The organism is Pseudomonas sp. BC42 (assembly GCF_021560055.1).
GTDB lineage: Bacteria > Pseudomonadota > Gammaproteobacteria > Pseudomonadales > Pseudomonadaceae > Aquipseudomonas.
Genome location: NZ_CP091067.1, coordinates 3209125 through 3221229 on the forward strand (window position 1 = coordinate 3209125; position 12105 = coordinate 3221229).

At 66.2% G+C, this 12105-nt stretch carries 8 protein-coding genes; 3 read left to right on the forward strand and 5 right to left on the reverse strand.

What is annotated here, in order from left to right; translation table 11 throughout:
• Positions 1–72 precede the first annotated feature (72 nt).
• From ccoG to L1O02_RS14800, 3 genes are all read right to left on the reverse strand, one after another.
• On the reverse strand, positions 73–1488 hold the full coding sequence (gene ccoG / locus L1O02_RS14790) for a cytochrome c oxidase accessory protein CcoG (RefSeq protein WP_060843689.1): 1416 nt from the start codon (positions 1486–1488) through the stop codon (positions 73–75).
• A gap of 207 nt (positions 1489–1695) precedes the next feature.
• The gene (locus L1O02_RS14795) at positions 1696–1929 is read right to left on the reverse strand and encodes a DUF3203 family protein (protein ID WP_060839448.1); all 234 of its coding nucleotides are present in this window, start codon (positions 1927–1929) and stop codon (positions 1696–1698) included.
• 119 nt (positions 1930–2048) lie between these two features.
• Positions 2049–2213, reverse strand: coding sequence for a hypothetical protein (locus L1O02_RS14800; protein ID WP_164990736.1), 165 nt, complete (start codon positions 2211–2213; stop codon positions 2049–2051).
• A gap of 204 nt (positions 2214–2417) precedes the next feature.
• Here L1O02_RS14800 and L1O02_RS14805 point away from each other — a divergent pair, with 204 nt between their 5' ends.
• The 3 genes from L1O02_RS14805 to glgB all read left to right on the forward strand — a co-directional run bounded on the left by L1O02_RS14805 (position 2418) and on the right by glgB (position 10144).
• Positions 2418–4415 (forward strand): alpha-1,4-glucan--maltose-1-phosphate maltosyltransferase, encoded by a 1998-nt coding sequence (locus L1O02_RS14805; RefSeq protein ID WP_235760165.1) that lies wholly within the window; start codon positions 2418–2420, stop codon positions 4413–4415.
• 138 nt (positions 4416–4553) lie between these two features.
• Positions 4554–7904 carry a maltose alpha-D-glucosyltransferase gene (treS, locus tag L1O02_RS14810; RefSeq protein ID WP_235760166.1) on the forward strand — a complete coding sequence of 1117 codons (3351 nt, stop codon included), beginning with the start codon at positions 4554–4556 and terminating at the stop codon, positions 7902–7904.
• On the forward strand, positions 7901–10144 hold the full coding sequence (gene glgB / locus L1O02_RS14815) for a 1,4-alpha-glucan branching protein GlgB (RefSeq protein WP_235760167.1): 2244 nt from the start codon (positions 7901–7903) through the stop codon (positions 10142–10144). Before treS ends, glgB begins: the two co-directional genes overlap by 4 nt.
• 123 nt (positions 10145–10267) lie before the next feature.
• Here the strand turns inward: glgB and L1O02_RS14820 are convergent, their stop codons facing one another.
• Positions 10268–11047 carry an endonuclease/exonuclease/phosphatase family protein gene (locus L1O02_RS14820; protein ID WP_235760168.1) on the reverse strand — a complete coding sequence of 260 codons (780 nt, stop codon included), beginning with the start codon at positions 11045–11047 and terminating at the stop codon, positions 10268–10270.
• 83 nt (positions 11048–11130) lie between these two features.
• Positions 11131–11889 (reverse strand): PIG-L family deacetylase, encoded by a 759-nt coding sequence (locus L1O02_RS14825; RefSeq protein WP_060843683.1) that lies wholly within the window; start codon positions 11887–11889, stop codon positions 11131–11133.
• Between the last annotated feature and the right edge of the window lie 216 nt (positions 11890–12105).

The window sequence follows — 12105 nt, forward strand, 5'->3', positions numbered from 1 at the left end:
GGCGGCGTCGAGTACAGCGTTCCCGTGGTCCGGGGGAGTCAGCAGGCTCCCCGGCCACGGCATTCTAGAGGCTTAGCGGTTCATCGGCGCGACAAAACGGCTCTTGGCCACGGCGTAGACGCCAGGGTCATCGCTGTCGGCGACCTTGAAGCTGATGGCCTGGGAACTGCTTTGCGCACGGTCCTGGGTCATTGCCACCGACACCGGCAGGTCGGTGATTTCCCCCGGGGCCAGGCTCAGCTCGGTCTTGCCTTGCAGTTCGAAGCCATCGCCGTCCACCAGGGCCAGGCGGTAGTTCTGGCGTTCCTGGGTCTTGTTGATGATCTTCAGGCTGTAGATGTTCTCGATCTGCCCCATGGCGTTCTCGCGGAACAGGCCGCGGTCCTTGCTCACGTCCAGGGACACCATCGGCCGTTGCACCAGGGCCAGGACCAGGGCGCCGATCATCACCAGCAGCACCGCGCTGTAGCCCACCAGGCGCGGCCGCAGCAGGTGGGTCTTGCCCCCTTGCAGCTCGTGTTCGGAGGTGTAGGCGATCAGGCCCCGGGCATAGCCCATCTTGTCCATGATCGAGTCGCAGGCGTCGATACAGGCGGCGCAGCCGATGCACTCCATCTGCAGGCCGTCGCGGATGTCGATGCCGGTGGGGCAGACCTGCACGCACAGTTGGCAGTCGATGCAATCCCCCAGGCCGACGTCGGCAGGCTTCACATCGCGTTTGCGCGGGCCACGGCTTTCACCGCGCACCGGGTTGTAGGAGATGGTCAGGGTGTCTTTGTCGAACATCACGCTCTGGAAGCGGGCATAGGGGCACATGTGCATGCACACCGCTTCGCGCAGCCAGCCGGCGTTGATGTAGGTGGCCGCGGCGAAAAACAGCACCCAGAACAGGCTCAGGCCGCCGATCTGCAGGGTCAGCAGCTCGTGGGCCAGGGGGCGGATCGGGGTGAAGTAGCCGACGAAGGTCAGCCCGGTGAGCAGGCTGATGCCCAGCCACAGGGTGTGCTTCATGGCGCGGCGGGCCAGCTTGTTCAGGCCCCAGGGCGCGGCTTGCAGCTTGATGCGCTGGTTACGCTCGCCTTCGGTGACCTTTTCGCACCACATGAACAGCCAGGTCCACGAGCTTTGCGGGCAGGTGTAGCCGCACCAGACCCGGCCGGCGAACACCGTGATGGCGAACAGGCCGAAGGCGCAGATGATCAGCAGCGCCGAGAGGAGAATGAAGTCCTGGGGCCAGAAGGTCGCGCCGAAGATGTGGAACTTGCTTTCGGCCAGGTCCCAGAGCACCGCCTGGCGGCCGCCCCAGTTCAACCAGACCGTGCCGAAGAACAGCAGGAACAGAAAACCCGCGCCGGTCATGCGCAGGGTACGGAACAAACCGGTGAAGCTGCGGGTGTAAACGTGTTTGTCGGTGGTCTTCGACTTCATCTGTTTGGGTTGTGAAGGTTCGAAGGTCTCTACTAATCGGACGGGGATTCTTTCGCTCATGGTCGTTCGCTCATCAGCCTCCATCAGGCCGCGCAACTATGACCACGGATCTGTTTGCATAACAGACTCAGGTATTTGATAAAAAACCGTATCAGATGAGCTTTTCCGGGGCCCTGCGACAACTTGCTGCACCCCCTCCAGCACCCCTAGGGATGGCCGCAGGGGCCTCTGGCACAGGCCTGTGCGGACAGCCCTGATCCAGGTCAGTCAAATCACCGAATCACCCTCGGTGGCCTTCAGATGGCGCCGGCCGTCGGTAGCGCCCGCCACGGTCAAGGCGTCGGCTTGGGCCTCGGTGATGTAGACCCGTTCGCCTGTCAGATCCACCGCCGACATGGATTTGGCGCTGTCGGTGATGACGGTCACGGCGCTGGCGGGCAGGCGCAGGTGAAGGGTGTCGGTGTCGAAATAGCAGGTCTGGTTTTCTATGCGCAGGCTCATGGTGCGTTCCTCTTGGCGGTGGGCATACAGGTTAGGGGGCGGGGTGGAGCCCGGGTTCGACGGCGGCGATCAACGGTGCCTGGCGGCGGTTGCCGCCGCCGACCTGCCGGGACCGCTGGCTATGCTTGGAGCTCCACCGGTGGCTGGGTAGTGGGCGGATCGCCCTTGGGCGGTGCGGTGGTGCCGGGCGGATCCTGCTCGGGCACCGGTGGCGGTTCGCTGGGGGGCAAGGGCGGTTGGTCGAGGTTCGGGTCGGGGGTTTCTGCCGGGATCGGGATATTCATCGCTATGGCCTCCTTTGTGCTTGTCGATGCACAGGCTCTTGCGGTGGGCCCTGCGCACGCGGATTTGATTCCCGTCGCCTGGCCGAGCAATTGCGCTGAACTTTCGCCGCGGCCTGTGGCTCGGACACTAGGTGCATGGATTCACCGGGGTGCCGCCGGCTCCACAACCAGAGCGTCTTGGACGTGTTAGAGGGGTGATGCTCGATGACTGCAGAGAAACCGACACAACAGCACGACCATCCGTCGCAGCTGCCCTTGTCCCAGGCCTTGCTGCTGCCGCGCATCGCCATCGAGAACACCCGTCCGGTGCTCGAAGGCGGGCAGTTTGCGGTCAAGGCGGTGGAGGGCCAGGAGGTCGAGGTGACGTGCAAGGTGTTCGCCGACGGTCACGACCGGCTGGCGGTGCGCGTGCGCTGGCGCAACGAGGGCCAGGACAGCTGGTACAGCCAGGCTCTGGAGGATCAGGGCAACGATGGCTGGCTGGGGCGCTTCCCGGTGCCGGTGGTGGGTCGCTACCGCTTCTGCATCCAAGCCTGGATCGACCAGTTCGCCAGCTTCTGCCACGAGCTGGAGAAAAAGCACCAGGCCGGGGTGCCGGTGAGCCTGGAGCTGCAGGAGGGGCGCAATCAGGTGCAGCAGGCCGCCGAACGCAGCGAGGGGCCGTTGCGCGAGCAATTGCTTGCGTTGCGCGAGCAACTGGCCGGATTGCTGGAGACCGAGCAGGTGGCGTTGTTTCTCGCGGAGCGCAGCGCCCGGCTGATGGCCGAGGCCGATCACCGTCCCTACCTGAGCCTGAGCCCCGAGTACCCGGTGGATGTGGAGCGCAAGCGCGCGCAGTTCGCCAGCTGGTACGAGCTGTTTCCCCGTTCGATCACCGATGATCCCCGGCGCCACGGCACCTTCGACGATGTCCATGGGCGGCTGTCGATGATCCATGACATGGGCTTCGACGTGCTGTACTTCCCGCCGATCCATCCCATTGGCCGCCGCCATCGCAAGGGCCGCAACAATGCCCTCAGCGCCGCGCCGGACGACCCCGGCAGCCCTTACGCGATTGGCAGCGAGGAGGGCGGCCACGAGGCCATCCATCCGCAACTGGGCAGCCGGGAGGACTTTCGCCGGCTGGTGGCCGCCGCCGCCGACCACGGCCTGGAAATCGCCCTGGACTTTGCCATCCAGTGCTCCCAGGACCACCCCTGGCTCAAGCAGCATCCGGGCTGGTTCAACTGGCGACCGGACGGCACCATCAAATACGCCGAGAACCCGCCGAAGAAGTACCAGGACATCGTCAATGTCGACTTCTATGCCGCCGAGGCCATCCCCGGTCTGTGGCTGGAACTGCGGGACATCGTCCTCGGCTGGGTCGAGGAGGGGGTCAAGCTGTTTCGCGTGGACAACCCCCACACCAAGCCGCTGCCGTTCTGGCAGTGGCTGATCGCCGACGTGCGCGGCCGGCACCCGGAGGTGATCTTCCTGGCCGAAGCCTTCACCACCCCGGCGATGATGGCGCGCCTGGGCAAGGTCGGTTACTCCCAGAGCTACACCTACTTCACCTGGCGCAACACCAAGAGCGAACTGGCCAGCTACTTCAGCGAACTCAACCAGTCGCCATGGCGCGAGTGCTTCCGGCCGAACTTCTTCGTCAACACCCCGGACATCAATCCGGCGTTTCTGCATGAGTCGGGGCGCCCGGGGTTTCTGATCCGCGCGGTGCTGGCCAGCATGGGCTCGGGGCTGTGGGGCATGTACTCCGGGTTCGAACTCTGCGAGTCGGCGGCGCTGCCGGGCAAGGAGGAATACCTGGATTCGGAGAAGTACGAGATCCGCCCCCGGGATTTCAACGCCGCCGGCAACATCATTGCCGAGATCGCCCAGCTCAACCGCATCCGCCGGCAGAACCCGGCGCTGCACAGCCACCTGGGACTCAAGCTGTACAACGCCTGGAACGACCAGATCCTGTATTTCGGCAAGCGCAGCGCCGAGGGCGACAACTTCGTGCTGGTGGCGGTCAGCCTCGATCCGTTCAACCCGCAGGAGGCCCATTTCGAGCTGCCGCTGTGGGAAATGGGGCTGCCTGACGACGCCTCGACCCAGGGCGAAGACCTGATGAACGGCCACCGCTGGACCTGGTACGGCAAGACCCAATTCATGCGCCTGGAACCGGCGCAGCCCTTCGGCATCTGGCGCATCAGTCCCCTGTAGGAGCCGGCTTGCCGGCCAAGAGCCCCATGAGCCTTGCGCCGGCCTGGCCAACGCCTGCGCTGGCAAGCCAGCTCCTACCGCTGTCGTGGCGCATCGGCAGGTGCGTCGGCGCTCATTCATTTTTTCAAGGAGTCCGACATGGCCAAGAAACCCCGCACCGCGACCTTTATCAAGGACCCGCTCTGGTACAAGGACGCGGTGATCTACCAGGTGCATGTGAAGTCCTTTTTCGATTCCAACAACGATGGAATCGGCGACTTTCCCGGGCTGATCGCCAAGCTCGACTACATCAAGGACCTGGGGGTCAACACCCTCTGGCTGTTGCCGTTCTACCCCTCGCCACGGAGCGACGACGGCTACGACATCGCCGAATACCGCGGGGTCAGCCCCGACTACGGCACCCTGGCCGACGTGCGGCGCTTTATCGCCGAGGCCCATAAGCGCGAGCTGCGGGTGATCACCGAACTGGTGATCAACCACACCTCGGACCAGCACCCCTGGTTCCAGCGGGCGCGCAAGGCCAGGTCCGGTTCGGCGGCGCGCAATTTCTACGTGTGGTCCGACGACGACCAGAAGTACGCCGGCACCCGGATCATCTTTCTCGACACCGAGAAGTCCAACTGGACCTGGGACCCGGTGGCCGGCCAGTACTTCTGGCACCGCTTCTATTCCCACCAGCCGGACCTCAACTTCGACAACCCCCAGGTGATGAAGGCGGTGCTCTCGGTCATGCGCTACTGGCTGGACATGGGCATCGACGGCCTGCGCCTGGACGCCATTCCCTACCTGATCGAGCGCGATGGCACTCACAACGAAAACCTTCCCGAAACCCACGACGTGCTCAAGCGCATTCGCGCCGAGATCGATGCCCACTACCCGGACCGCATGCTCCTGGCCGAGGCCAACCAATGGCCGGAAGACACCCAGCTGTACTTCGGGCAGGCCGTCAACGGCACCGACGGCGACGAGTGCCACATGGCCTTTCACTTCCCGCTGATGCCACGCATGTACATGGCCCTGGCCCAGGAAGACCGCTTCCCGATCACCGATATCCTGCGCCAGACCCCGGAGATCCCGGCCCACTGCCAATGGGCGATCTTCCTGCGCAACCACGATGAGCTGACCCTGGAGATGGTCACCGACAAGGAGCGCGACTACCTGTGGAACTACTACGCCGCCGACCGCCGGGCGCGGATCAACCTGGGCATCCGCCGGCGCCTGGCGCCGCTGATGGAGCGCGACCGGCGGCGCATCGAGCTGCTCAACAGCCTGCTGCTGTCGATGCCCGGCACTCCGACCCTGTATTACGGCGACGAGATCGGCATGGGCGACAACATCTACCTGGGGGACCGCGACGGCGTGCGCACGCCGATGCAGTGGTCCATCGACCGCAATGGCGGCTTCTCCCGGGCCGACCCGGCCAGCCTGGTGCTGCCGCCGATCATGGACCCGCTGTATGGCTATCAGTCGGTCAATGTCGAGACTCAGTCCGGCGATCCTCACTCCCTGCTCAACTGGACCCGGCGCATGCTGGCGGTGCGCAAGCAGTCCAAGGCCTTTGGCCGTGGCAGCCTGAAGATGCTGTCGCCGAGCAACCGGCGGATCCTGGCCTACACCCGGGAATACACCGACGCCGACGGCCATCAGGAAATCATCCTGTGCGTGGCCAACGTCTCGCGCAGTGCCCAGGCCGCGGAGCTGGACCTGTCGGCGTTCGCCGGCAGGGTCCCGGTGGAAATGCTTGGCGGCAATGCCTTTCCGCCCATCGGCCAATTGCACTTTCTGCTGACCCTGGCGCCCTACGGTTTCTACTGGTTCGTCCTGGCCGCCGAGCAGCAGATGCCCAGCTGGCACGTGGAGCCGGCCCAGAGCCTGCCGGACTTCTGCACCCTGGTCCTGAAAAAGCGCCTCGAAGAATTGCTCGAAGCCCCGGCGCGCACCACCCTGGAGCACGAAGTGCTGCCCCTCTGGCTGCCCAAGCGCCGCTGGTTTGCCGGCAAGGACAGCGCCCCGCAAGCACTGCGCATCGCCTACGCCGTGCGCTTTGGCGACCCTCGGCATCCGGTGCTGCTCAGCGAGATCGAGGTCAGCGGCGACGGCCAGTCCGAGCGCTATCAGTTGCCCTTCGGCCTGCTCGGTGAAGAGCAGTTCGGCAGTGCCTTGCCCCAGCAACTGGCCATGGCCCGGGTGCGCCGCGGGCGCCAGGTGGGCCTGATCACCGATGCCTTCGCCCTCGACAGTTTCGTGCGCGACGTGCTCCAGGCCCTGCAGGCCCGCACCCGGCTGCAGAGCGAGGCCGGGTCGATCCGTTTCGAGGGCAGCCCGGCCCTGGACGGGCTGGGCCTGGGGGCCGAGTCCGAGGTGCGCTACCTGTCGGCGGAGCAGTCCAACAGTTCGGTGGTGGTGGGCGGCAGCCTGGTGCTCAAGCTGCTGCGCCGGGTGTCCGCCGGCGTGCATCCGGAGCTGGAAATGGGCGCCTTCCTCACGGCCGCGGGCTTTGCCCATATCTCGCCCCTGCTGGGTGCGGTGCTGCGTTGCGATGCCCAGGGCGAGGACCACCTGCTGATGATCGCCCAGGGCTACCTGAGCAATCAGGGCGACGCCTGGGAGTGGACGCAGAACACCCTGCAGCGGGCCATCCACGATGAGCTGGCGGATGCCATGTCCGAGCAGGAGCAGCATTACAACGCCCTTGGCGAACTGCGGGAGTTTGCCGGGCTGCTGGGCCGGCGCCTGGGGGAAATGCACCTGTTGCTGGCGGCCCCGGGCAGCGGCCCGGACTTTGCACCACAAGTGAGCACGCTCAAGGACACCCAGGCCTGGAATCGGCAGGTGGCCGGGCAAGTGGAACGAGGGTTGCAGGTGCTCAAGCAGCATCAAGGTGCACTGAGCACCCGGGACCGGCAGTGGGTGAGTCGATTGTTGCAGCACAAGGCGCAGATCCTCGGTCATATCCAGCAGCTGGCCAAACAGCTGGTGGGCGGCCTGCGCATCCGGGTCCACGGCGATCTGCACCTGGGCCAGGTGCTGGTGGTCAAGGGCGACGCCTACCTGATCGACTTCGAGGGCGAGCCGGCGCGGTCCCTGGCCGAGCGCCGGGGCAAGCACAGCCCGTACAAGGACGTCAGCGGGGTGTTGCGCTCCTTCGACTATGCCGCGGCCATGGCCCGCGAGGCGCCGGTGGTCGATGGCTCGCCGGCGGCCGCGGCGGCGCGGGAGCGGGTGCTGCGGCGTTACCTCGACCAGGCCCGGCAGGCCTTTGTCCAGGCGTATCGGCTGGCGACGGCTACGCTTGCCCATGGCTGGCAGGAGCCCGGCGCCGCGGATGCCGCCCTGGCCCTGTTCAGCCTGGAGAAGGCCGCCTATGAGTTGGCCTATGAAGCGCAAAACCGGCCCACCTGGCTCCACGTGCCCTTGCACGGCCTGGTCGGGCTGTTGAGTGAGCTGCAAGCTTTTTCCGAACTTGAGCGTGGTGGAGAGCAGTCATGAGTGTCTCGAACAAGGAACAGGGAAAGCCCACAGCGGCATTGCTGCCCTCGGCCAAGGCCATCGAAGCCCTGGTACGGGCGGAACATCAGGACCCGTTCGCCATTCTCGGCCCCCACGGCGACGGCGTGGGCGGTCAGTTCATCCGCGCCTTTGTGCCCGGGGCACTGAGCGTGCAAGTGCTGGACCGGGACCAGCAGCAGGTCCTGGGCAGCCTGCAGGCCGCCGAGGCGCCGGGGCTGTTTGTCGGGCATTTCGACGAGTGCCGGGCCTATCTGCTGCGGGTGCAGTGGGCCGGAGGCGAGCAGGTCAGCGAAGACCCCTACAGCTTCGGCCCGTTGCTGGGGGAGATGGACCTGTACCTGTTCGCCGAAGGCAATCACCGCGATCTGAGTGCATGCCTGGGCGCCCAGGTGATGTGCGTGGACGGCGTCGCCGGGGTGCGCTTCGCGGTCTGGGCGCCCAATGCCCGGCGCGTCTCGGTGGTGGGGGACTTCAATATCTGGGACGGGCGCCGCCATCCGATGCGCCTGCGCCATCCTTCCGGGGTCTGGGAGCTGTTCATCCCGCGGCTGCAGGCCGGCGAGGCCTACAAGTACGAGATTCTCGGGGCCCAGGGCATCCTGCCGCTCAAGGCCGATCCCATGGCCCTGGCCACGCAACTGCCGCCGGAGACCGCCTCGCGGGTCGCCGAACCGCTGGATTTCGACTGGCAGGACCAGTCGTGGATGGCGCAACGCAGCCAGCTGCAGCGGCCCGACGCGGCACTGTCGATCTACGAGCTGCACGCCGGCTCCTGGCAGTGCGAGGTGGACGACCTGGGGGAGGTGGCCCGCCAGTACAGCTGGGCCGAGCTGGCCGAGCGCCTGATTCCCTACGTCAAGGACCTGGGGTTCACCCATATCGAACTGATGCCGATCATGGAGCATCCCTTTGGCGGCTCCTGGGGCTACCAGCCGTTGTCGCAGTTCGCCCCCAGCGCCCGCTATGGCAGCCCGCGGGATTTCGCTGCCTTTGTCGACGCCTGCCACCGGGCGCAGCTCGGGGTGATCCTCGATTGGGTGCCGGCGCATTTTCCCACCGATGCCCACGGCCTGGCGCAATTTGACGGCACCGCGCTGTATGAATACGGCAATCCCCTGGAAGGCTTCCATCAGGACTGGGACACCCTGATCTACAACCTCGGGCGCAGCGAAGTGCACGGTTTCATGCTGGCTTCGGCGCTGCACTGGCTCAAGCATTTCCACGTCGATGGCCTGCGGGTGGACGCCGTGGCCTCGATGCTCTACCGCGACTATTCGCGCAAGGCCGGGGAGTGGGTGCCCAACCGCCATGGCGGTCGCGAGAACCTGGAAGCCATCGATTTTCTGCGCCACCTCAACGACGTGGTGGCCCTGGAAGCGCCAGGGGCCCTGGTGATCGCCGAAGAGTCCACGGCCTGGCCCGGGGTCAGCCGGCCCACCGACCAGGGCGGCCTGGGCTTTGCCTACAAATGGAACATGGGCTGGATGCACGACTCGCTGCATTACATCCAGCAGGACCCGGTGTACCGCGCCCATCACCACAACGAGCTGAGTTTCGGCCTGGTGTATGCCTGGTCCGAACGCTTCATCCTGCCGATCTCCCACGACGAGGTGGTGCACGGCAAGCATTCGCTGATCGACAAGATGCCCGGCGACCGCTGGCAGAAGTTCGCCAACCTGCGGGCCTACCTGAGCTTCATGTGGACCCATCCGGGCAAGAAGCTGCTGTTCATGGGCTGCGAGTTCGGCCAGTGGCGCGAGTGGAACCACGATCAGCAACTGGACTGGTACCTGCTGCAATACCCCGAGCACCGCGGGGTGCAAAAGCTGGTGACGGACCTCAACCAGCTGTATCGCCAGTACCCGGCACTGCATGACCAGGACGACGTGCCCCAGGGCTTCCAATGGCTGATCGGCGATGACGCGATCAACAGCGTGTACGCCTGGTTGCGCTGGAGCCGCAGCGGCGAGCCGTTGCTGGTGGTGGCCAACTTCACCCCGGTGCCGCGCCAGGCCTACCGGGTCGGCGTGCCCCTGGCCGGGCGCTGGAGCGAACTGCTCAACAGCGATTCGCAGCTGTATGCCGGCTCCAACTACGGCAACGGCGGCGAGGCGTTCAGCCAAGAGCAGGGCAGCCATGGCCAGGCCCTGTCCCTGGTGCTCAACCTGCCGCCCCTGGCGGTCCTGGTGCTGCGCCCTGACCGTGGCGATGCCCCGTAGAAGCCGGCTTGCCGGCGAACCGTGCGCGGCGCCCGGTGCGGCCACGGTGCACGCCGTCGCTGGCCGGCCCGCACCTGCGGCGGTTGCCCGCGCACCCCTGGCGGGCCGGGCAGCGAGCCTCGGCTAGAGGTGCACTTCCACCGCCAGGGGCAGGTGGTCGGAGAGGTGGGTCCAGGGTTTGTTGCCGAGAATCTGCGGTCGATGGCTGCTGGCGTTGCGCAGGTAGATGCGGTCCAGGCGCAGCAACGGCCAGCGGGCCGGGTAGGTCTTGGCCGGGCGGCCGTGATGGCGCTCGAAGGCTTCGTGCAGGTCGTCCCGTCGCCCCAGGGTGACATTGCCGTGCATCTGCCAGTCGTTGAAGTCGCCGGCGATGATCACCGGCGCCTCGGCGGGCAGGGATTCGAGCAACTGGCACAGCAGGGCCAGTTGCTGTTGCCGATGGCTCTCCAGCAGGCTCAGGTGCACGCAGATGGCGTGCACTTCGGCGTGGCCCGGCACATCCAGTACGCAGTGCAGCAGGCCCCGGCGTTCGGGACCGGTGATGGAGACATCAAGGTTGCGGTACTGGCGGATGGGAAACTTCGACAGCAGGGCGTTGCCGTGATGGCCGTCGGGGTACACCGCATTGCGCCCGTAGGCGTAATCGCTCCACATGCTGTCGGCGAGAAATTCGTATTGCGACTGCTCGGGCCAGTTGTTCAGGCGTGAGGCGTGGCGCTCATGCTCCCCCAGCACTTCCTGGAGAAACACCAGATCGGCCCGGGTGCTGCGTACCGCCTCGCGCAGCTCCGGAAGAATGAAGCGCCGGTTGAGGGCGGTGAAGCCCTTGTGAGTATTGACGGTCAGCACCCGCAGGCGGCGGATGCCTGGTGGGTCGGGCTGAGGGGGGCAATCGATGCTCACGCGGGCTCCTGTGTTTCCGTGGCGGTTACTGATGGGACTGACGGCAGGCGCTCGCGTTCAGCTGAATGTGCATCGGCCCCGGTCTACATCAGGATGATCTCGTAGGGCAGGCGCAAGCGCTCCAGCAGCACCGGAGACAGCGCCGGCTCCAGGCCGATCTCCGGCTCGCCCTGCAGCTGGCTGGCATAGGCGTGGGCGGCATGCCGCTTGCGGGCCACGGTCCAGGTGTCCAGGCGCAGCTTGCGGGCCCGCTGCCAGGGGATCTGATGCTCCTCCCGCGACGGCCAGTGCCAGGCCCACAGCGGAATTTCGTAGAAGCGTGCGCCCACCAGGGCCGTCGCCTTGGCCGTCGCCCGGCCCACCGCTTCGTGATCGAGGTTGCCGTCGGCGCGCCAGGTGCTGAACACCACGTCGCTGTCGCGCAGGTAGCGGCTGATGAAGGGCACCAGTTGCTGCTCGCGCTCGCTCAGGGCGTTGTCGGCAAAGCCGCCGCGAATCCACTTCAGGCTGTGCAGCGGCAAGCCCAGGCGACGCAGGGCCTCGGCGCTTTCCTGGGGGCGGAACACGCTGAGGCGGCGCTTGGGCCAGCGTTCCGAGCCCGGGTGGCTGGCACTGCCGTCGCTGATGGAGATCAACTGCAAAGGGTGGCCGTGGTGGGCCAGCACTTGCAGCAGTCCGCCGCTGGCGACCACCTCGTCACCGGGGTGGGGGGCGACGATCACCGCCCGTGAGCCTGGCGGAACCAGGCTGGCCAGGTTGATGGCCGGGACCTCGGCCAGTCGGCGGGCGGAGTTCCATATCTGGCTGGACCAGCTGTTGTCTACTGCGGGTATGGCTTTCATGAGGTGTCACGTCCCTGTTTGTCGGGTCGCGGCCTGGGCGGTGGAACCACCGTCGAGCCGCGCCCCTGGGTTTGTCCGCACGCTGATTCCGGCATCCGCCTCAGCGTGAAGTACCGGCGCTCCATCCCTTTGGGGCGCCGCGATGCGGGGCTCATCATACACAGCCTGGAACCCTCCACGCAGGGGCGGACCAAGCTTTGTTCGAGCATTACGAAC